Consider the following 23,035-nt stretch of genomic DNA (forward strand, 5'->3'; position numbering starts at 1 on the left):
TCATCCCAAATTAGCATCAGAATTAAAATACAATGAAGGATCTATTAAAAATACTGAAGGTTAGCGTGGTCGTTTGTCTTATCGTGATTCTTCTTGATACGACCTTTTCAGGTATGAGGTTTGAAAAGCTTACCGATCCTGAATACTGGGGCATGTATTATTTCTATTCTTTTGTGCTAACCATGTTGAACGGCTTTTATATCATCTGGTTCGTGAACAAGATTGGATACGAAGGAGCAAATCTAAGAACCGTGATCCTCGCTTCGTTTGGAACGATCGCCGTTACCCTGGCCGGATTCTTTTTTTGCCGGTTAGTAAATAAGACAATTTTCGAAGGAATGCCATTCGATGAATTTATTCAGAACGAACGAATTAATTATTATTTATTCCCGTTATTATTCACCACCATCGTCTCGCTCTTCTTTCACCTGATCTATACGTATAAGGCGATACAGGAAAAGAAGGTGAAGGAACAAAAGATTATTGCAGGAACCGCCTCGGCAAAGTTCGATGCCTTAAAAAATCAATTAGACCCACACTTCCTTTTTAATAGTTTGAATGTACTGGCTTCACTGATAGATGAAAATCCTGCACAGGCGCAGCGATTCACTACTTCTTTATCTAAGGTTTATCGTTATGTCCTGGAACAAAAAGACAAGGAACTGGTTAGCGTACAGGAAGAATTGAACTTTGCGAGCACCTATATTAAATTGCTTGAAATGAGGTTCGAGAATTCTATTTTTTTCGAGATACCAGATAAGCTGAAATATGAAGATGCCAGGGTAGTTCCTCTTTCTCTTCAATTACTTCTTGAGAACACGATAAAGCACAATATCGTAAGTGAAAATCAACCGCTTAGAATTCGAATCTATGAAAGCGATGCTTATCTCGTGGTGGAAAATAATTTTCAGAAAAAAGAAGTCCTGAGTACCAGAAAAGGGGTGGGGCTTCAGAATATCGTGAACCGCTATGACGTAGTCACCAGCCGCAAACTGGAAATAGAACAGAATGACGAGCTCTTCAGAGTGAAATTACCTCTATTAACCAAACAAATTTCAATTATGGAAACAGATGATGAACTTCAGGAAAATGCCTACTTCAAGGCAAAACAACGCGTAAAGGAGATCAAGGAATTCTATGGAAACCTTATTTCATACGCAGTGGTAATTCCTTTTCTAATATTTGTGAACTATTATACTTACTGGGATTTTCAGTGGTTTTGGTTTCCTTTATTCGGGTGGGGGATAGGTCTAACCATCCATGGATTCTCGGTTTTTGGATTTGGTTCAGACTGGAAAGAACGTAAAATTCAGGAATTGATGGAAAAAGAAGAACAACGATCTAAATCATGGAAATAATGGAGTCAGATTATAAAAAACGTATGAGTTATAAAGAAGCTCAGAAGAAGGTAGAAAGCATTAAAGGGTTTTACACTCACCTGGTTGTATTCCTGTTTATCAATGCGGCTATTTTTATAGTAACAACGCAGGATGAAGGGTTTATCAACGGGTTGACCAACATTTCTAATTATTCTACCATCTTTTTCTGGGGAATAGGCTTATTCGCTCACTGGGCCAGCGTCTTTGGATCCAGCTTATTCTTTGGCAGGGATTGGGAAGAGCGTAAGACCCGTGAGATCATGGACCGGGACAAAAGAAAAACCTGGGAATAATAGATATGGCAGCAATTAGAGCTATAATTATTGAAGATGAAAAGCCGGCAGCACGAAGGTTGCAGCGTATGCTTGAAAGAAATGGTATAAAGGTCATCTCCTTATTACATTCTATAACTGAATCGGTAGAATGGCTAAAGAACGAAGAGCATCCCGACCTTATTTTTCTGGATATCCAGTTGAGCGATGGCTTATCTTTCGATATCTTCGAGCATGTTGATACAGAAAGTGCTATAATATTCACCACTGCTTATGATGAATATGCCCTTCGTGCTTTTAAGCTTAATAGTATAGATTATCTTCTTAAGCCCATTGATGAAGAAGAACTTGAAATTGGCATAGCCAAGTTTCGGAAATCAATACAGCCAAATGAGCAGGTTGATCTTCACCACCTAAGAAGCCTTTTAAACCTGCCGGTTAAGGAAAAGAGCTATAAGTCTAGATATACTGCCCAGGTGGGACAGCATCTAAAGCTGGTGGAGGTTTCTGAGATCGCCTGTTTTTATTCTGAAAATAAGGCAACTTACCTTTATAGTTTTTCCGGCCGAAGTTATCCGGTTGATGTTCCGCTGGAGCAATTGGAAGACGAATTAGATCCAAAACATTTCTACCGGATCAATCGAAAATGTATCATTAATATAGGCTCCATCAAAGATATCCTCTCTTATACGAATTCGAGACTTCAGATAAAACTTGATAAATTTGATGAATTCCCTCTGATAGTAAGCAGGGAGCGGGTTAAAGACTTCAAATCCTGGCTGAACAATTGATATTTAATTGTTAAATACACAGTTTTTTAAAACCGAAAATACCAACCTTTCGTATATTTTAATATAGAACTTTAGAGTTCTGTACATAATTTCTTGTTTCTCAAATTTTAGATTTGAGGTTTTGATTTTTTGGTTGGTTAGATACTTGGAGAGCAGGAAATTTCCCCGGAAATTCTCTCTGGGTGTTCAAAGAAAAGCCCCATGCGATGCATAGGGCTTTTCTGTTTATGAAATATTCTTCTTATGGAGCCGCTGCAACGGTACCTAACACATAGAGTTGTTCCAGGTTTGGTGTTTCGCTACCGCCTTCCGGTTCAAGTGTGATTCCAAAAGCCTCCGATTCGTTTGCGTTATCCAGGGTAAAAATCTTATTATCATCTTCCTGGAATTCACTTAGCAATCCAATACTTGTAGGTGTAAGCGGGTCAAGTTTAAGTGACCAGACCTGGTAAACCATTCCCGAAGGTGGTTCAGGCAGATCCTTTCCATCGATATAGGCTTTGTTTTCCTGCTGGTTCCAGTATACGGTTGCATAGGCTTCTGGTGCCGGTGCCTGTCCCTGTAGTGGAACCCTTGAGATATTCTTACTCCTAAGTACGGCCAGCAGCTCACGTGTTTTTTCGGCGTCATTGCGTGCATCTGCGATTTGTTGTTCCAGTTGAGCTACTTTAACCCGCTCTGAGTTAAGCTGATCCCTCAATTGATTATTATCTCTCATCAGAAAGAAAAGGCCAACAAATAAAAGTAGACAGGCCGCCCAGCCTATATAAGAAACCCAGTTAGTCCTGGTTTTTGGTTTCAGCGGAATTGTTCTGCTATTGGTTATCTTGCTTCTTATCCTCGCTAAAATGTCTTCAGGATAATATGGAGCCGCAGCTGTAGAAAGTTCCTGTAAGGCTTGTTCTATCTCTTCTACTTCCTTACTGATCTCAGGATGTTCTTTTAATACGCGGCTAACCTCACGGCTTTCCTCCTCGGTAAGAGCACCATATACGTATAATTCAAGTATACCAGACGATATGTATTCTTTTATATCCATTATTCAGCTAATAATTCCCGAAGTTTATTAATACAGGCTCTGTTTCTAGTTTTAACGGTTCCCAAAGGCATTTTTAATTCTTCAGCCGTTTCCTTTTGGGTAAAACCTTTAAAGAACAGGAGGTCTATTAATTTTTTACAAACCGGTTTAAGAACGGCGATATATTTCTTAATACCAATTGCATCAGTTCGGTTGGAGAAATGTGTACTATTCTCTAATACATTTACGAAATTATCGGCCTTGAGGTTTTTTTGTTTGTTCTTATGCCGTTTAGATCTCAATTCGTCTATGGAAGCATTCCTGGCTATATTAAGTATCCAGGTGAAGAATCGGCCTTTATCAGAATTATAAGAACCGGCATTATCCCAGACCTTTAAAAATACATCCTGGAGAATTTCTTCAGCGATTTTTTCGTCCTGAACTATACTGTAAATTATTCCGAAGATGCTTTCAGAGTAGAGTTCATACAATCTTTCAAATGCCCTCTGGTTACCATTTTGTAATTCCAGAATTAGCCCGTCCTGTTGCATATAATAGGTTTCAGTATCTAAAAATAGAGGATTTTATTTAAATCAAAAAAAAAGCGGCTGGAAAGCCGCTCCTTTTTTAGGTTTTAATGGAACTACATTCCAATTACACCACAACCAACTCTTGTCCCGGCGGCACCGGAAGGTTGAGAAGTGTAATCATCTACTCCGTCGTGTACGATCACGGCTTTACCCTTAAGATCCTTATTTGGATCCCCGCAACCTATACACCACTCATCGGTAGTTAAATTCACAGTTCCATTACCGTTGGCATCTACCTCAAAATTCCCGATGTCTCCCTTGTGGAAACCATCAGAGCTACCCCATTTTCCATGTGGCTGGTCTGTTGGATTCCAGTGCCCACCGGCCGATGAACCATCTGCTGCAGAGCAATCGCCGTTTTCATGAATATGAATAGCATGTCGTCCTTCGGCAAGACCACTAATAATAGCCGTCATGGAAACTTCGCCATTTTCTTCGGTGAAAACCACATTTCCGCTAAGATTGGAATCGCTAACCGCATTCATTTCAACCTGTATCTTTTTTACTTCTTCGGTCTCCTTGTTCATATCAGAAGTCATTTCTGTATTGTTTTCAGAATTGACCTCGTCGCTATCTTTTTTTTCATTTTTACAGCCAAAGATCAAAAGGCTGCCACAAACAAGAAGTGATAAACTAATACGTTTCATAGTTATTGGATTGGTTTTTTACAATTTGTTACTAACTAAATTAAATGTAATAGCAGGTACTACCAAAGTTTTAAGTATAGCTTAACAATGAGATGATCCTGCAATCAATCTTCAGGGCTTATTAATTTGGTATTAATATTAGCCTGGGCTTCCAGTGATTTATGCACCGGACATTTATCTGCGATCTCCAGCAATCGATTTTTTTGGGCGTTGTCCAGCTGTCCGTGAATAAGAATCTCTCTTTCAAATTGGTCTATTTTTGCTGAATCCTTCTCACAGTTCTCACAATCCACCGGATGCTTTTTGGAGTGATTAACATGGGTCTCGACATTATCCAGCACCCATTTCTTTCGTCGAGCATACATTTGAAGCGTCATGGAAGTGCAGGCCGCGAGCGCCGCTGATAATAATTCATAAGGATTTGGTCCCAAATCACTTCCACCAGCACTTTTAGGCTCATCAGCCACAAAATGATGATTCCCGGCCACGATATGAGTTGTAAAACCTTCCTTTCCAAGGTTGGCCATAACTTCATGATCGGTTTCCAGTTCCCTGGTCGCAGGCTCAATGACATATTTGGAAGACCATGCGGCAATTAATTTACCGGCATACCTGGCATCATCGGCTTTGCTTAGCAGGTGATCGCTGTTTTGAAGTGAGATAAAACTTTTTGGATGCCAGGCTGCCGTATATAGCTCTTCGGCATGTTGTATCGAAACGATTTCGTCCTGTGGTGAATGCAGGATTAGAAATGCTTTTTTAAGATCTTTTAAGGCAAGGGATTCCTGATTCTTATCCAGATCTTTTACGAACTGCTCCTTGATCCGGAATGTTCTTCCCCCAATCTTGACCTCTGCATAGCCCTGGGCCGAAATTTCCTCCAGGCTAGATGAAAAATGTTTTTTAACGTGTTCCAGTTTGGAAGGGGCGTTGATCGTAACCACGGCCTTAATAGATGAAATCTTCTTAGCGGCAAACAGCGCTGCAGCACCGCCTAAAGAATGGCCGATTATGATGGTTGGTGCATTATATTCGGTTTCCAGGAAATTTGCGGCTGCTATCAGGTCTTCTACATTGGCTGAAAAGTTGGTATCAGGAAAGTCGCCCTCGCTTTCGCCCAGTCCTGTAAAATCGAAACGAAGTACCCCAAAACCTTTCGAGGCCAGTGTTTCACTGATATTTTTCGGCGCGTGAAAATTCTTGTTACAGGTAAAACAATGGGCGAATATTACGAAATTGGCAGGTGGTTTAATGCCAGGTAATTCCAGGACACCACTAAGCTCCTGCGAGTCTTTATTCTTGAATTTCACTTTGATCGCTTCCATCTCTTACATTTTAATTGAGATATAAAAATCCAAAAAAAAAGCTGCCTGATGGCAGCTTTAAGTGAAAATTATAGTTTTCTTATTTTGAGATTCCTGAACCATACTTTATCGCCGTGATCCTGTAACGCGATATGTCCTTTCCTGGTAGTTCCGAATTCCTTCCAGTCTTTGAATTTGGAATTATTAACCAGCTCCTGCCATTTTTCGCCATGTAAGGGGAATTCTACTATTTTGGTTCCATTTAGTTCTACCCAGCCGGTGTTATTCTCGTAATCTATATGAATTACTTCTTTATTCCATTCGCCAGCCGCTTTGGAAACATCCTGTGAAGGAGCTACCAGGTCGTAAAGTGCACCTGCGGTACGATCCTCACCATTTTTAGCGTCTGGATGCCTTTTATTATCCAGAACCTGGATTTCCGGCCCGGTAATATATGGCTCGCCGAATTCCTTCTTTTCCTGTACGGCCCACATGATGCCACTGTTTCCACCTTCTGAAATTTTCCACTCAAGTGAAAGTTCAAAACTTTCAAATTCTTCGGTGGTTATCAGGTTTTCCGAGCCTTTTACCTTTTTCATCGGGCTAAAGACTATTGCACCATCTTCTACTTTCCACTGTTCTGAAATTTTATCACTGTTATAGGCTTTCCATCCATCCAGGTTCTCTCCATTGAAAAGTTCCTGCCATTCTTCCTGTTTGTCTTCAGTCATCTTTTCTTCAGTTTCGGTTTTGGCGATATTTTCTTCCTTTTTCTCCACGTCCTTACAGGAAGATAGAATTGCCAGAATAGAGCAGGTTAAAATAATTGATCTTTTCATTTTTTAGTTTTTATTGAGTCCTAGAATTTGTTTTAATTTCTCCTGATCTGGCTTAGATCCCGAAAAATCGTCGAATCGTTTTTGAGTAGCCTCTATGATGTGGTCCTGAATAAATGCAGAACCTTCGCGTGCTCCCTGTTCAGGAGACTTGATACAGCATTCCCATTCCAGAACGGCCCAAACATCACAGCCGTACTCGGTTAATTTGGTAAAGATGCTTTTGAAGTCAACATGTCCGTCTCCCGGGTGGCGATATCTTCCTGCGCGATCCTTCCAGTCTGCATAACCACCAAAAGTTCCTTTTTTGCCGGTTGGATTAAATTCGGCATCCTTAACATGGAACATTTTGATGTATTCGTGGTAATGGTCTATATACGTGATATAATCCAGTTGCTGCAGCACAAAATGGCTGGGGTCGTATAAAATATTTACTCTTTTATGCGCATTGGTAGCCTCCAGAAAGCGTTCGAAAGTAACCCCGTCATGCAGGTCTTCTCCCGGATGGATCTCATAACAAACATCAACGCCCTGTTCATCAAATTCGTTTAAAATAGGTAGCCAGCGCTTGGCGAGTTCAGCAAAACCCATCTCCAGCAAACCGTCTGGTCTTTGTGGCCATGGATGTGCCGTATGCCAGAGAAGTGAACCACTAAAGGTACCGTGAACATCAAGGTCCAGGTTTCTGCTGGCCTTTGCAGCATACTTTAACTGGTCTATAGCCCATTGTGTACGTTCTTTAGGATTCCCTTTAAATTTATCCGGTGCAAAATTATCGAACATGATATCATAAGCGGGATGAACTGCAACAAGCTGGCCCTGTAGGTGACTGCTGAGTTCGGTGATTTCAAGTCCGTAAGAATTTACCTTTCCTTTTAGCTCGTCACAATAGGTCTTACTTTCTGCAGCTTTTTTGAGATCTATGAGGCCCGTTTCCCAGGTTGGGATTTGAATGCCTTTGTATCCAAGGTCTGAAGCCCATTTACAAAGGCCGTCAAGTGAATTAAAGGGTTCTTTATCATCTACAAATTGAGCCAGAAATACGGCCGGTCCTTTAATGGTATTCATAATCTTTTCTTTTTTGAAAGCTTTTCATTCTATAATTTTACCCAGGTATTTCCCTGTTTGTGAGACTCGACGGTTTTTTCAATGAAATTCATTCCACGAACGCCTTCGCTTAGTTTAGGGAAAGCCCCTTCAAAACCTTTTTCTTTTCTGATCGCCCTGGCAATCCCGAAATAGATATTACCCATAGAATCAAAGATCCCTTCCGGGTGTCCTGGGGGTAATTTTGTTCCCTCCAGTGAAAATTCACTATTATAGGGATGTCCCGGTTTAAGTACCTGCAAAGCCTGACCTTCTTTCAATAGATAAAGATAATTAGGGTTTTCCTGTTCCCATTTTAATCCGCCCTTATCTCCGTAGATCTTTACGGTAAAATTATTTTCCTCCCCAGTTGCGATCTGGCTGGCTCTAAGTACGCCCTTGGTTTTTTCTGAAAATCTTAAAAGAACGGTACCGTCGATATCCATGGGGTTATCTTCGTAAAGATAATTAAGATCTGCCAGTATCTCCTGGATTTTCAAACCGGTCACATATTCGGCCATATTGAATGCATGGGTTCCTATATCTCCTATACAGCAACTGATGCCCGATTTTTCGGGATCCAGTCTCCATGTTGTGCTACGTTTTTCCTTGTCATGTATAAGCGGATTGATCCATCCCTGGTAATATTGTACATCAACCTTTTGAATGGAGCCAATTTCGCCATTTTGGATCATGGTTTTCATTTGCCTTACCATTGGGTAGCCGGTATAAGTGTAGGTAACTCCGAAAATGCTTCCTTTCTCTTGCTGAATCTTTTCGAGTGTTTTTGCTTCTTCCAGGGTAGTGGTAAGGGGTTTTTCACAAATTACATGAAAACCATTTTCCAGTAATTGTTTAGACATGGGAAAATGCAGGAAATTAGGTGTTAAAACCGAAATCACCTGCATCCTTTCGTTTTCTGGCAACTTCATTTCAGCTTCAACTAAATGGTCAAGATCGCGGTAGATACGCGATTTGTCCAGCTGTAGTTTATTTCCAAAATCAACACTTCTGCTGTGTTCAGAATCAAAGACCCCGCCCACTATCTCATACTGGTCGAACATGTTTGCTGCTACTCTGTGAAGAATTCCTATTAAGGATTCCTCACCACCGCCCAGGATCCCCAGTTTTATCTTTTTCATAATTTGGTTGCTTATATTTCTATTTCCTTTTTATCGATCTTTTCATTTTTAAAAAATAAGGCAAAAAGTACCAAAACTACAAATGCAAATGAGGAGGGATATAACCAGATGTTTTGCCAGTCATGTAATTTATCTCCTACCAGGTAAGCATCGGTTATCAGGCCGGCAACATAAAAACCTACCAGCATTCCCACCCCATAAGTAGCAAGGGTGATAAGGCCCTGTGCAGAACTTTTGTATTTCGTACCTGCCTTAAAATCGGTATAAATCTGTCCAGAAACAAAGAAAAAATCATAACAAATACCATGGAGTGCAATTCCCGTGATTAGCATGAACATCAATTCACCAGTATCTCCATAGGCAAAAAGAATGTATCTTAAAGACCAGGCCAGCATACCTGCAATAATCGTGATCTTGAAACCGAAGCGTTTAAAGAAAAAGGGCAGAAGCAGTAAAAAAAGCACTTCAGATACCTGCCCGATGGTCATTAAACCAGTAGGGTTCTCAACACCTATTTCTGAAAGAAACGGATTGGTATTTTGATAATAGAAAGCCAGTGGAATACAAATTAGTACCGAAGCTATAAAGAACATGAGGAAATTTTTATCCTTAAGTAATCCCAGCGCATCCAGCCCAAGGGTTTCCACAACACTTACTTTTTTTGATTTATCGGTACTTGGAGGAGTTTTTGGGAGCGTAAAACTGAATAATCCCAAAAATGCCGAAGCGATGCTCACCATTAAAAAGGTGTATTTTAGCATTCCCTCTTCTCTCGCCGCCGGAGCATCCCAGAAGAATACATAGCTAATCACTAGTCCGGCTACGATCCAGCCTATAGTTCCAAAAACCCTGATGAATGAAAATTCCTTTGCCGGGTCTGTCATCTGGTTAAAACTAACCGAATTGACAAGTGCAAGAGTGGGCATATACGCAATCATATAACCCAGAACCAACGGATAGAATCCTGAAAAATCGGTGCTGATGTACATCATATAAAGCAATATTGCTCCTATAATATGTAGAAAGCCTAGAATTCGTTCTGCATTAAAAAAGCGATCTGCGATTAGCCCAATGATAAATGGTGCTATAATAGCACCCCATGATTGGGTTGAAAAGGCGGTAGAGATCTGTACATCGGTAGCGTTAAGGTTATTTCCAAGAAAAGTTCCAAGGGTTACAAACCAACCTCCCCAAATAAAGAATTCCAGGAACATCATCAGGGAAAGTTGAAATCTAACAAGTTTAGTCATAGTGTAGGTGCTTGGTTTGGTTTATAGTTGTCTTCCGGCTTGTATTAAAAGGTCTTTGGTAGCCATGATGCCTTCTTCGGCTGGAATCTCTGTTCCCTCGAATTCGATCCCAATATATCCGGTATAACCGGCATCCTTAATAATCTCAAGCATTTTTCGATAATCTATAACCTCTTCTTCGCCCTGGTCATCAAAAGAATATGACTTCGCACTAACGGCTTTAGCATGCGCCATCATTTTTTGAACTCCTTCATATTTTGGGTACTCCTCAATACATTTAGCTTCCCATCTTTCGCCTCCTTCTCTTTTGATACAGAAATTACCAAAATCGGGTAGGGTACCACAATTCTCCATATTTACAGCTTCGATTACTTCTAACAGGAGGTCAGCATTTGAGGAAAGTTGCCCGTGATTCTCCACGAGAACATTTACATTTTTTCCTGCGGCGTATTTTGATAATTTAGTAAGTGCATCGGTCGCTGCTTTTTTCCATTCTTCCTCTTGAGTAGCACCAAATAAGTTCACTCTAATAGAATGACATCCCAAGAATTGCGCTGCATCTACCCATTTTTTATGATTTTCCACAGCCTGGTCCCTGGATGTAGCATCGTTGACAGCCATATCTCCTTCACCATCTACCATTAGCAGTAAATTCTTTACATTATAACGCTCACTTTTAGCCTTGAGGCTGTCCAGAACTACCTGCATTTCAGCTTCAGGGTCATTGGCATTTTTAATTCGTTCAGCATAAAAACCGGTTACATATTCAATTCCGGTGAAACCCATTTCGTGAGCTTTTTTAGCAAAATCCATTGGATCCAGTTCACCAGCGAAAATAGGCCTGTTAAGCGACCATTGAGCCAATGAAATATCGAAGAACAAAGAGTCTTTCGTGGCTTGCTGGGTCTTTTCAGCAGTGGATTGATCATTTTTTTTAGTATCATTTTTACACGAACCAAAGCCTAAGCTGGTAATGATGATAAATAGGAATAGTAAGGAGGAAATTCCGTATTTTGTAGAAGCCATAGAGTTAATTAGTTGAGTTGATTAAAATTTTTGGATTACTTCAATTTAAAAGTAGTCTTTTTTTTAAAGACGCAAAATAATAGCCATAAATTTATATATTTGAGAGACTTCGAATGAATATTTTATCTAAAAAGCAAAAATTGTGAGCAACTTCTATGAAGATGATACCTACGATGCAATAGTTGTAGGGACAGGGATTAGTGGTGGTTGGGCCGCCAAAGAACTCTGCGAAAAAGGTTTTAAGACACTTGTCCTGGAAAGGGGAAGGATGGTGGAACACGTTAAGGATTATCCAACCATGAACGACGATCCCTGGGATTATAAATTTAAAGGCCAGGTAACCAGGGAAGATGAGAAAAGGCAATATAAACAGGCCAGGACAGGCTATACGGTTTCAGAACCCAGCAAACACTGGTTTGTAGATGATATCAAACATCCCTATAATGAAACTAAACGATTTGACTGGATGCGAGGCTATCACGTTGGTGGCCGGTCTATCATGTGGGGAAGACACAGTTACCGGTTGAGCGACCTTGATTTTGAGGCGAATAAAAAAGATAATATCGCGGTAGACTGGCCAATCAGGTATAAAGATATCGCCCCATGGTATGATAAGGTTGAATCCTTTATTGGAGTTTGTGGCGAAAAATTAGGCCTGAACCAGTTGCCAGATGGTGAATTTTTACCTCCAATGGATCTGAACTGTGTGGAAGATCATCTTAGACAAAGCATCGCAAACAATTTTAACGGAAGGGTGATGACTTCCGGAAGGGTTGCACATATTACAGGCGATAAAAAGTTCGAGGGCAGGTCTAAATGCCAGTTCAGGAATCGCTGTATTCGCGGTTGTCCTTATGGGGCATATTTTAGCAGTAATTCTTCCACCTTACCAGCTGCAAGTAAAACAGGAAATATGGATTTGAGAACTCATTCCATAGTTTCTGAAGTGATCTACGATCCGGAAACGAAACTGGCGAAAGGGGTAAAGGTTATCGATGCTGAGACCAAGGAAGAATTCGAATATTATGCGAACGTGATCTTCCTGTGTGCATCTGCAATGGCTTCCACCAGTATACTTATGCAGTCTAAATCTGATAGATTTCCAGATGGACTTGGTAATGATAGTGGAGAACTTGGGCATAATATTATGGACCATCACTTCAGGGTTGGAGCTTCAGGGAAATACGATGGATTCAAAGACTCTTATTACAAAGGCCGAAAACCCAATGGGATCTATCTCCCAAGATTCCGGAATTTGAATGGCCAGGATAGCGATGTGGATTTCCTTAGGGGATATGGTTACCAGGGCGGAGCAAGCAGGTCTGACTGGAGCGAAACTGTTGCCGAACTTGGTTACGGAACGGAACTGAAAAAAGCGATCTCAGAGCCAGGTGGCTGGACCATGGGTCTACTGGCCTTTGGTGAATGTTTGCCATATCATGACAATAAAATGACCCTGGACTATGATAAATTGGATGAATGGGGCTTACCAACCATTACATTTGATGCAGAATTTAAGGAAAATGAGCTCAAAATGCGTAAGGATATGCGTGAACAGGCAGTTGCCATGCTCGAAAAAGCAGGGTTCCGGGATATAAGCTCTTATGATGTTCTTGGTGCTCCAGGTCTTGGAATTCATGAAATGGGAACAGCGAGAATGGGACGGGATCCTAAAACTTCTGTGTTGAATGCCTACAACCAGGTTCATGCCGTACCTAATGTTTATGTAACCGATGGTGCCTGTATGACTTCCTCGGGTTGCCAGAATCCTTCTTTAACATATATGGCATTAACAGCCAGGGCAGCCGATCATGCGGCGAAAAACTTTAAAAAATCCAACGCCTAATTAGAATATTATGGATAGAAGAAAAGCTTTAAAAAATATTGGAATGGGAGCTGGGTTCCTAATTATGGGACCAAGCGCTTTAAGTTTGTTACAAAGTTGTAAAAATGAACCGGAATATGACTGGCAACCTGTCTTTTTAAGTGCCTCTCACGGTTTTGCTCTTAAAAGGATCCTTGATGTGATCTTACCAACTACAGAAACTCCAGGGGCATCCGATCTTAATATAGCTCAATTCATCGATGCTTATATGGACGAAGTGGCCGGCGAAGATCAGAGACAGCGTTTCAACAGGGGTGCGGAGAACTTTTCACAGGCTTTTGAGAATGAGTTCGGTAAAAACCAGGATGACGGCAGTGGAGAAGATTTTGAAGCTATCATCAAAAAATATTTAAAGGCTACACCTGCTCAAAAGGAAGAATTTCTTAAGCGTACTACCGAAACCCAGGATGCATTACCTCAGGAACAGGAAACCGAGATGAATCCAGACGCTGGTGCCTATGAATACCTGAATACTGTAAGAGATCTTGGCATCTGGGCCTGGAAGAATTCTGAAGCAGTTGGAGAGAATGTGCTTTGGTATGATCCAATTCCAGGGCAATATATTCCTTGCGGGCCAGTAGATGAGCTTGGTAATGGAAAGGCGATGAGCCTATAAATTAGTTTTTATCGATTTGGAATAAGAAGCCTCTGGATTTAGTTCCAGAGGCTTTTTTTAACCATTAAATCCAGATATTAAATAATAATTCCTGGTTTTACTGCGAATGTCAATGCAATTAGATTCAAAACAAATAGTCTATTTTATAAGCTCAAAAGAGTGCCAGATTTCTGGCAGAACCAAAAAGAGAAAGTATTAACATTTTCTTTTTAAAGTTACCTGGAAATAAATTTTTCAATTTTACCTGATTATTTCAAAAATCTCTCTACTATCTTCCTATTGTTTTATTAAATTTTTTCCTATCCCTTTTTGGGAATTTCAGGTCTATTTTGATCAATTCATTTTGGTTCAACAGTCTTTAAATGACTTTTTAACTATAATTACGAGGCTTCATTATGCCTTAAAATGGCCTTCAATACACCCTATTTCATTAATTTTCTGAGGTATACGGCATATTATTGCTAAAGTTATCAACCATTATTTTCAGTAAATATTCACAATTCATTTTTTGATTTATCTATTCGTAAATAACTGTAAAACAACAAGTTAGATAGTTGTAAACACGATAACGTTTTCGTTGAAATATTATAAAAAGATGGAAGTCTTTTCAAATAAATTGAAAATTTTAAAGAAGTGTTTTTGTGGATTTGTTAAGATTTTATTTACATTTAGTGTTAACTCTTTAACTAATTAACTATTAATTAAATTATGAACATGAAAATCTCTACTCTCCCAGCGTGGTTTCCACTGGGAAAAAGAAAAAGTATTTTCTTAGGGGTTTGTATTGGCATCATGCTTTTTAGTATGAGTAGTACAAATGTTTTCGCCTTTAACGCGATGGAAATTACTGACCAGCAAACAGTTTCGGGAACGGTTACTGACCAAAATGCTGTACCGATGCCTGGCGTGAATGTTTTTATCAAAGGTACCAATACAGGTACTCAAACCGATTTTGATGGAAATTACAGCCTGGACGCACCTCAAGGAGCAACTCTGGTATTTAGTTACGTAGGCTACCAGACTAATGAGATCGTTGTTGGAGAAAGCAATGTGATCGATGTTAGGCTGGAGGAAGACGCCAGCCAACTTGATGAGATCGTTGTATTGGGATATACCCAGCAAACCAGGGCCGACGTGACAGGATCTGTATCCTCTGTAAATCTCGAGGAAGCTACCAAGGCTCCAATTGTAAACGCCGCAGAAGCGCTTCAGGGTCGGGTTACAGGTGTAACGGTGCAGAATGACGGCTCTCCAGGTGGTACTCCAGTGGTGAGGATTCGTGGTTTTGGTACCAGCAATAACAACAACCCTTTATATATTATAGACGGAGTGCAAACAGATGACCCTTCTATCCTGAACAGTTTAAATGCAAGCGATATAGCACAGATGAACGTTCTAAAGGATGGTGCCGCTGCTATTTACGGAGCAAGGGCTTCCAACGGGGTGGTTATTATTACTACTAAGGGTGGTAATTATGGAATGACTGGTCCGTCAATTGCAGTAGATACCTATGCAGGTTTCGCCAGGGCAACCAATTTACCTGGTCTTCTTAACCCGCAACAACATGGAGAAATGATTTTCCAGTCTTTAAGAAATGATGGGGCAGAGGTAACTCATCCTCAATACGGCAGCGGGCCAGAACCTGTAATCCCCAATATGATCCAGGGAATTCCAGTAGACGTAACCGTGCCTCCAGGAGGAACAGACTGGCTGGATGAAATATTTCAAACAGCACCTACCTATAATGCTTCGGTTAGTTTACAGAATGGAAACGAATTTGGTAAATTTCTTCTTTCTGTGAATTATCTTAAAAGAGAAGGTATCCAGCTTGAAACAGGTTATCAAAGGGCTGTTACTCGTTTAAACTCTGAATTCAAAATCGGAGACAGATTAAGAGTAGGTAATCACCTGAATGTTTCTTTTAGCAATCAACGTTCACAATCTGATGAGGTAAATAATGCCTTAAGACAATCTCCCCTATTGCCGGTTAGAGACGATAACGGGAATTTTACAGGTACCTATAATGCGGCCGCCGGTTTAAGTAACCCAACCAACCCGGTAGCTAATTTGCTAAGAGCATCAGACAATTATAATAAACAGTTAAGGGTATTTGGAGACTTATATGCTGTTTTAGAGATCGTAGAAGGGCTAAATGTGAAAACTTCTATCGCCGGAGATCTACAAACCTATGACGGAAGATTCTTTCTTCCAGTGAACCCTGAACACTCAGAGCCACGTTCAACTAACACTCTAACCGAGCAGGATTCCAATAATTATCAGTGGATCTGGACAAACACCATTAATTACGGTGGAAACTTCGGAAATCATAGCGTAGATGCAGTGGCAGGTATTGAGTCGTTGTCTAACAGAGGGAAAGGAAAAGGAATATCTCGTAATGGATATTTGTTTGAAGATGAAGATTTTTATCTTCTTACCAATGGTTCAGGAGACCCGATTATCGACTATGCCTTCGATCAAACCAATACACTTTATTCATTATTCGGAAATGTGAACTATAACTACGCTGGTAGATATTTTTTCTCCGGTACCCTAAGAAGGGATGAGTCTTCAAGATTCAGGGGAGATAACAAAAGCGATGTTTTTCCATCATTTAGTGTAGGTTGGGTGATTAGTGAGGAAGGATTTTATCCCACTGATGCTTTTGTGAACAGGCTAAAAATCAAAGGATCCTGGGGTGAGGTTGGTAATCAGTCCTTACCAGTAGGTAACCCTACAATAAACATTTCTAATCTTAACAATCAGGTTGCTGATTACCCATTTAATGGTAATGGTGGTATTACTTCTGGTGCTGTTCTAAGCCAGGTAGGAAACCCTAACCTGAAATGGGAGACCAGTGTTACCAAAAACATTGGGTTAGATTTAGACATGCTGGACAGTCGTTTGGAAACCAGAATTGAATTTTATGAAATTACCACTGAAGATCTCATCACACAGGATTTTAGTACGATAAGTACCACCGCGATCGATGCCTCGGCTCCCTGGGTGAATGTTGGTTCTATTAAGAATACCGGTGTTGATTTTAGCATTGGATACTATAGTGATCCTGTTAAGGATTTTACCTGGAGCGCGAACTTCAATCTGTCTCACTACAGGAATGAGGTAACCGATCTTATTAGTGAGTTCCAGACCGGAAATGTGGGCTTTAGAGGTGGAGCTATTACCAGAACCGAAGAAGGTAAACCTTTATCTTATTTCTTCGGTAGAGAGGTTGTAGGGATCTTTAGAACAGAAGAAGAAGTTGCTGCCGCTGCAGACCAGGGTTTTGCTAATCCTGCTGATGGGGTGGGGCGTTTGCAATATGCCGACATAAACGGAGATGGCGTGATCAATGATGATGATAGAACCGATATTGGTTCTCCTCATCCAGATTATACCTTCGGTCTTAACCTTACTGCAGCCTATAAAGGCTTTGATATTTCCGCATTTTTTAATGGTTCTCAGGGAAATGATATCTATAACTATCAGAAGTTGTTTACAGATTTCCCATTGTTCTTTAATGCGAACAGAAGTGACAGGGTGTTAGACTCCTGGACTCCAGAAAATCCAGATGCTTCTATGCCGGCGCTTAGCCAAACGATTAGGAATGCTGAAACAAATCCAAATTCCTTCTTTGTGGAAGATGGTTCTTTTATAAGATTGAGCAATCTGCAGATTGGATATAATTTTGCTGAAACTATCGTCGAAAAATTAAGATTTCAGGACTTGCGAATCTTCGTCCAAGGTACTAACTTGTTCACTATTACCGGTTATGACGGCCTGGATCCTGAAATAGCATCATTTGACAGTCTTACTTTAGGAGTAGATGCCGGTGGAGGTATCGGTAACGGTTATCAACCCGTCTACCCGGTTTCTCAGATTTATACATTTGGTATCAATATTAAAATCTAATTGAAATGAAAAAGAAGATATTTTATTATTTCCTACCTATACTGGCCTTTATCGCCTGTAGTGAGGAATTTACCGAAACCCCTGCTGTGGGAGCCTTAAGTGATGAAGCTTTACAGAATCCACAGGGAGTAGACCTATTACTTACAGGAACCTATTCTGCACTTACCGGTGTTGTTAATAATAATGGCGGGAACGTATTTGCGGTTGGACCCGATAACTGGTGGTTCGATGTAATGTCAGACGATGCCCATAAGGGAAGTACCGATGGGGATCAGCTGGATCTGTTCCTGTTGGAGACCTATGCTTTCACCCCTGCTAACCCATATATTTTAGGTAGATGGGAGGCATTATATGCCGGTGTAAACAGGGCAAACTCTGTAATTAGCGTTATTAACGGAATTGAGGCTGAAGACTTTTCAGCAAAAGAAGGGGAAGCAAGATTTTTGAGAGCCTATTATAATTTTGAGCTACAAAAAATGTTTGGGAATCCTGCGTTCATTTCTGTAGAGAACTACGTAAATAGCGAATTTAACCAGCCAAATCCTAGGCCTATCTGGGATCAGGTAGAAGCTGACCTGCAATTCGCAGTGGATAATTTACCAGAAATGCAGGCTGAGGCAGGAAGACCAACTTCCTGGACAGCAAAAGCCTTTTTAGGAAAAGCCTATTTATTCCAGGAGAAGTGGCAGGATGCTTTTAACATCTTACAGGATGTGATCCAAAATGGACCTTACGCATTAAACCAGGAATTCGTTGCGAATTTTACAGCTGCTGGAGAAAACAGTGCTGAATCGGTTTTCGCGGTTCAGTTTGCAGCCGATGGAGGACAGTCTTTTAATGGAAACGTGGGAGGTACGCTTAACTTCCCGAACGCACTTGGTTTTTGCTGTGGTTTCTACGTGCCAACCCAGGACCTTGTGAATGCCTACAAGACCGAAAACGGTTTGCCTATGCTGGATACTTATGGTAATACTGATGTTGCGACTGATTACGGGATAGAAAGTTCAGAGCCATTTACTCCGGAAACCGGCCCGCTGGATCCAAGATTGGATTATACAGTAGGAAGACGTGGTATAGAGTATAATGGTTATGGTGTACATCCGGGAAAGGAATGGATACGTAACAGTTTTGCAGATATTTCTGGTCCATATCTTCCAAAGAAGAATGTATACCAGGCTGGGGAAGATGTAAACAAAGGAACCGGTGCCTGGGGTCAGCAACATTCCGGAATCAATTACAACGTGATGAGATTTTCAGGAGTATTATTGATGGCTGCTGAAGCTGCTGCTGAACTTGGTAACCTTGATACTGCGCTGGACTATGTTAACAGGGTTCGGGAAAGAGCCATGAACATGACAGTGGTGATGGCTGAAGATGGTTCACCTGCAGCAAATTATAATATTGAATTATACGATTCTTTTCCAGACCAGGAATTTGCTATCAAAGCAGTACGCTTTGAAAGGAGGCTTGAACTTGCCATGGAAGGTCACCGATACTTTGACCTTGCAAGATGGGGAGCAGATTACATGGGTAATGTAATCGAGGAATATGTTGATAATGAAACATCAACCATTCCTAACTTTGGTCCAAAAACTTCTCCATGGCGACCATATATGGTGATCATGCCTATTCCAACTACCGCTATTGACCTTTCCGGAGGAATTTTAGAGCAGAATCCTGGATACTAATTCAGCGAATTAGAGAGTAGAATACCATAATTAAAAACTAACCAAGAGCTGGCTTAAATAGATCAAATGATCTATTTTGGCGGGCTCTTGATTTTATAGGAGATATTGCATTAAACATTCATTTCAACTTTATGAATAAGCAGATAAGCAGATTAATGAAGAAAAATCTTTTCCTGGGACTTATTGGTTCCCTCCTAAGCCTGGGCGCTTGTGTAACCGATGTGAAGGAACAACAAGAGGAAAAGAACTTTACCCGGCTGAATGCGGAACAAACCGGTATCGATTTCAAAAACATACTGGAAGAGAACGACAGTATAAATTATTTTAGTTATTCCTATCTGTACATGGGTGGAGGAATTGCTGCGGGTGACGTCAATAATGACGGGCTTATCGATTTGTTCTTTACTGGCAATATGGTGCCTAATCGGCTGTACCTTAACAAAGGTGATATGAAATTTGAAGATGTTACAGAGAAGGCAGGCCTTCAAGGTGATAACAGGTGGTTTACAGGAGTTACCATGGTTGATATTAATAATGACGGTTATCTGGATATTTATGTATCTGCTTCCGGAAAATTCGAACCCAGGGAAAATTTATTATATGTTAATAATACCGATGGTACATTTACCGAAATGGCTGAAGAATACGGGATTGCAGATAAGGGACACAGCGTGCAGGCAACCTTTTTCGATTACGATTTGGATGGGGATTTAGATCTTTATGTAGCTAATTACCCGCCTACGAATTTCGATGCACCTAACGGATATTATCTTTATAAGATGCAGAACGTTAAGGATACGGAAACCGATAACCTGTATCGTAACGATGGAGGGAAATTCACTAAGGTTACCGATGAGGCCGGGCTTAGATCCTTCGGACTCTCTCTAAGCGCTACTATTGGAGATCTTAATAATGACGGCTGGCCAGATATCTATGTATCCAATGACTTCAGCATGCCAGACTATATGTGGATGAATAATCAGGATGGTACTTTTACCGATATTATAAAGGATGCCACCAGCCAAACCTCTTTCTACGGTATGGGGGTTGATATAGCCGATTATAATAATGATGGTTTGCTTGATATTCTTCAGGTAGATATGGCGGCCAAAAATAATCGTCGTGCAAAAGCAAATATGGCAAGTATGAATCCCGATCTGTTCTGGGGAACTGTGAATTCAGGATTTCATTACCAGTATATGTATAATTCCCTGCAAACCAGTGCGGGTAACCTTAAGGGTGAAAAACCATTCTTTAGCAACCTGGCCAACCAGGCAGGAATTCAGGCAACAGACTGGAGCTGGGCACCTTTATTTGCCGATCTGGATAATGATGGTTGGAAAGATGTTTATATTTCAAACGGTACCAGGAGGGAGATCAACAATAAGGATTATTTCAATAAGATCAAAAAATTGCCAACTAATAAGGATAGCCTTCTAGCCAGGTCTCTTCAAATTCCTTCTGAAAAAATAGATAATTTCGTTTACCGAAATAAAGGTGATTTGGGCTTTGAACGAGTGAACGAGAACTGGGGAATAAGCTATAAAGGCTTTTCAAATGGTGCTGTATATGTAGACCTGGATAACGACGGTGACCTTGAGATCGTAACCAATAATATAGATGATGAAGCCAGTGTTTTTGTTAACAACAATATTGCAAATAACCACTACCTGGCTTTCGATTTCAACGGGCCGGAAAAAAATCCTGATGGGATTGGTGCCAGGGTCTATTTAAAAAACGGGGAGAAAGCCCAGATGCAGGAACTTCAACTTACCAGGGGTTTCCAGTCTTCGGTTGCGCCCAGAATGCATTTTGGACTTGGGCCTAATGAGAGCGTCGAGGAGGTACGCGTGGTATGGCCAGATCAAAAGGAACAGCTATTCAAAGATATGGTCGCAGATCAGCTGGTAACTATAAATTATGCCGATGCCAGGGAGTTGCAACCAAATAAGATCGAAACTCCTGAAAAACCAATGTTTTCGCAGGTTACAGCTGCCGATCTAAATCTGGATTACGAGCACAGGGAAAATATCTATAATGACTTCGATAAGGAGGTACTGCTTCCGCATAAAACCTCCATGTTTGGGCCTGGTCTTGCGGTTGGCGATCTCAACGGTGATGGCCTTGATGATGTGTTCGTAGGAGCTGCCTCGCAGTATGCTCCAGGAGTCTACTTTCAAACTAATGCAGGTAATTTTGTAAGAAAGGAATTCAGTGACCTCACCAATGATAAAATGCATGAAGATCTTGGAGCCCTCATTTTTGACGCAGATGGAGATGGAGATAACGACCTGTATGTAGTGAGTGGTGGTAATGAGTTCGATAAGAATTCAAATATGTTACAAGACCGACTGTATATTAACGAAAATGGTGAATTCAGGCGCTCTAAGGAAGCTTTGCCAGAAATGATCACCAGTGGATCTAATGTTTATGCCTATGATTACGATAAAGATGGTGATCTGGATCTGTTCGTGGGAGGTAGACTGGTTCCTGGAAATTATCCTGCCCCTGCCAGTAGTTATTTGCTTGAAAATCGGTCTCAACCCGGAAATCCGAAATTTGTAGATGTTACTTCCAAGGTTGCGCCTGGCTTCCAGGATCTTGGGCTTGTTACCAGTGCGACCTGGACAGATTTCGACCAGGACGGCTGGACAGATCTGGTAATTGCTGGTGAATGGATGCCTATTAGGGTGTTTAAGAATAATGGCGGTAGCTTTATAGAGGTTTCAGAACAGCTTGGACTAGGTGATACCACAGGTTGGTGGTTCAGTATCGAGGCAGGTGATTTTGATAATGACGGAGATATGGACTTTATAGTAGGAAACCTTGGCATGAACTATAAGTATAAAGCCAGTGAAGATGCGAGTTTTGATATCTATTATTATGATTTTGATGGAAACAGGCAAAAGGATATCGTTTTAAGCTATTTTAATGATGGTGAAAAATTTCCTGTTCGAGGAAGAGAATGTTCTTCACAACAAATGCCCGGAATCAAAAAGAAATTTGAAGACTACAATTCTTACGCAAATGCCAATCTTGAGGATATATATACAACCGACTATCTTGAGAATGCATTGCATTACAAGGTTCAATCATTTGCAAGTGTTTATATAGAAAATACCGAAAACGGATTTGTGCTTCATCAACTCCCTCCGGAAGCTCAGATCTCACCGATCAATAGTATTCTCACCCAGGATTTTGATGGAGACGGAAATCTGGATGTATTGATCGCCGGGAATCTGTATGCTTCTGAAGTAGAAACCCCACGTGCCGATGCCGGTATTGGATTGTTGCTTAAAGGCGATGGCGAAGGGAATTTTAAAGCCGTAGAGGCAAGGAACAGTGGTTTCTTTGTTCCGGGAGATGTTAAGGATATGGCCACTCTTACGACTTCAAAGGCTACCTATATTCTTGCAGCGAGGAATAGTGATAACCTGCTGTTGATTAAGATCAATGAGACAGAACAGGCAGAAGAAGTTCTGGCAGTGATGGAAAAACAACCTTAGAAAGGCAGATTTCAGAAATAATACTAAAAACAGCCAGTCAAGATTGAAAACCTACCTGGAGTTTTCGGTCTACTGGCTGTTTTTGTAAGA

The 23,035-nt window shown here is 40.8% G+C and carries 17 protein-coding genes; 8 read left to right on the forward strand and 9 right to left on the reverse strand.

Going from position 1 to position 23,035, the window contains the following annotated elements:
* Positions 1-32 precede the first annotated feature (32 nt).
* Genes MKO06_RS09070 through MKO06_RS09080 form a run of 3 tightly spaced genes read left to right on the forward strand, consistent with a single transcriptional unit; the run spans position 33 to position 2,442 of the window.
* Positions 33-1,358 carry a 2TM domain-containing protein gene (locus MKO06_RS09070; protein ID WP_241551864.1) on the forward strand — a complete coding sequence of 442 codons (1,326 nt, stop codon included), beginning with the start codon at positions 33-35 and terminating at the stop codon, positions 1,356-1,358.
* Complete coding sequence (locus tag MKO06_RS09075) at positions 1,349-1,672, forward strand: 2TM domain-containing protein (RefSeq protein ID WP_241551865.1); 324 nt, start codon at positions 1,349-1,351, stop codon at positions 1,670-1,672. Before MKO06_RS09070 ends, MKO06_RS09075 begins: the two co-directional genes overlap by 10 nt.
* 14 nt (positions 1,673-1,686) lie before the next feature.
* Positions 1,687-2,442 carry a LytR/AlgR family response regulator transcription factor gene (locus tag MKO06_RS09080; protein ID WP_241552039.1) on the forward strand — a complete coding sequence of 252 codons (756 nt, stop codon included), beginning with the start codon at positions 1,687-1,689 and terminating at the stop codon, positions 2,440-2,442.
* Between the two features lie 241 nt (positions 2,443-2,683).
* Here MKO06_RS09080 and MKO06_RS09085 read toward each other — a convergent pair whose 3' ends face one another.
* The 9 genes from MKO06_RS09085 to MKO06_RS09125 form a co-directional block, all read right to left on the reverse strand.
* Positions 2,684-3,481 carry an anti-sigma factor gene (locus tag MKO06_RS09085; protein ID WP_241551866.1) on the reverse strand — a complete coding sequence of 266 codons (798 nt, stop codon included), beginning with the start codon at positions 3,479-3,481 and terminating at the stop codon, positions 2,684-2,686.
* On the reverse strand, positions 3,481-4,011 hold the full coding sequence (locus MKO06_RS09090; protein WP_241551867.1) for an RNA polymerase sigma factor: 531 nt from the start codon (positions 4,009-4,011) through the stop codon (positions 3,481-3,483). Before MKO06_RS09090 ends, MKO06_RS09085 begins: the two co-directional genes overlap by 1 nt.
* 92 nt (positions 4,012-4,103) lie before the next feature.
* Positions 4,104-4,697 (reverse strand): superoxide dismutase family protein, encoded by a 594-nt coding sequence (locus MKO06_RS09095; protein ID WP_241551868.1) that lies wholly within the window; start codon positions 4,695-4,697, stop codon positions 4,104-4,106.
* Positions 4,698-4,801: 104 nt separating this feature from the next.
* On the reverse strand, positions 4,802-6,022 hold the full coding sequence (locus MKO06_RS09100) for a bifunctional alpha/beta hydrolase/OsmC family protein (protein WP_241551869.1): 1,221 nt from the start codon (positions 6,020-6,022) through the stop codon (positions 4,802-4,804).
* Positions 6,023-6,090: 68 nt separating this feature from the next.
* Positions 6,091-6,840: a 3-keto-disaccharide hydrolase gene (locus MKO06_RS09105; RefSeq protein WP_241551870.1), complete on the reverse strand. Its 750-nt coding sequence runs from the start codon at positions 6,838-6,840 to the stop codon at positions 6,091-6,093.
* Between the two features lie 3 nt (positions 6,841-6,843).
* Positions 6,844-7,905 carry a sugar phosphate isomerase/epimerase family protein gene (locus MKO06_RS09110; protein ID WP_241551871.1) on the reverse strand — a complete coding sequence of 354 codons (1,062 nt, stop codon included), beginning with the start codon at positions 7,903-7,905 and terminating at the stop codon, positions 6,844-6,846.
* A gap of 29 nt (positions 7,906-7,934) precedes the next feature.
* On the reverse strand, positions 7,935-9,068 hold the full coding sequence (locus MKO06_RS09115; protein ID WP_241552040.1) for a Gfo/Idh/MocA family protein: 1,134 nt from the start codon (positions 9,066-9,068) through the stop codon (positions 7,935-7,937).
* An 8-nt stretch (positions 9,069-9,076) separates the two neighbouring features.
* Complete coding sequence (locus MKO06_RS09120) at positions 9,077-10,315, reverse strand: MFS transporter (RefSeq protein ID WP_241551872.1); 1,239 nt, start codon at positions 10,313-10,315, stop codon at positions 9,077-9,079.
* Between the two features lie 21 nt (positions 10,316-10,336).
* Complete coding sequence (locus MKO06_RS09125; RefSeq protein ID WP_241551873.1) at positions 10,337-11,341, reverse strand: sugar phosphate isomerase/epimerase family protein; 1,005 nt, start codon at positions 11,339-11,341, stop codon at positions 10,337-10,339.
* 142 nt (positions 11,342-11,483) lie between these two features.
* On the opposite strand from MKO06_RS09125, the gene MKO06_RS09130 reads away from it, so the two are divergent.
* The 5 genes from MKO06_RS09130 (at position 11,484) to MKO06_RS09150 (ending at position 22,945) form a co-directional block, all read left to right on the forward strand.
* On the forward strand, positions 11,484-13,187 hold the full coding sequence (locus MKO06_RS09130) for a GMC oxidoreductase (protein WP_241551874.1): 1,704 nt from the start codon (positions 11,484-11,486) through the stop codon (positions 13,185-13,187).
* 10 nt (positions 13,188-13,197) lie between these two features.
* Complete coding sequence (locus MKO06_RS09135; RefSeq protein WP_241551875.1) at positions 13,198-13,842, forward strand: gluconate 2-dehydrogenase subunit 3 family protein; 645 nt, start codon at positions 13,198-13,200, stop codon at positions 13,840-13,842.
* Between the two features lie 714 nt (positions 13,843-14,556).
* Positions 14,557-17,751, forward strand: a complete 3,195-nt coding sequence (locus MKO06_RS09140) for a SusC/RagA family TonB-linked outer membrane protein (RefSeq protein ID WP_241551876.1) — start codon at positions 14,557-14,559, stop codon at positions 17,749-17,751.
* Positions 17,752-17,756: 5 nt separating this feature from the next.
* Entirely contained in the window at positions 17,757-19,439 is a 1,683-nt protein-coding gene (locus MKO06_RS09145; RefSeq protein ID WP_241551877.1) for a RagB/SusD family nutrient uptake outer membrane protein, read from the forward strand.
* Between the two features lie 131 nt (positions 19,440-19,570).
* A complete protein-coding gene (locus MKO06_RS09150; RefSeq protein ID WP_241551878.1) occupies positions 19,571-22,945 on the forward strand; it encodes a VCBS repeat-containing protein in 3,375 nt (1,124 codons plus the stop codon).
* The last annotated feature ends 90 nt before the right edge of the window (positions 22,946-23,035 follow it).

Origin of the sequence: Christiangramia oceanisediminis (assembly GCF_022570735.2) — a bacterium.
In the GTDB taxonomy this organism is placed as follows: domain Bacteria; phylum Bacteroidota; class Bacteroidia; order Flavobacteriales; family Flavobacteriaceae; genus Christiangramia; species Christiangramia oceanisediminis.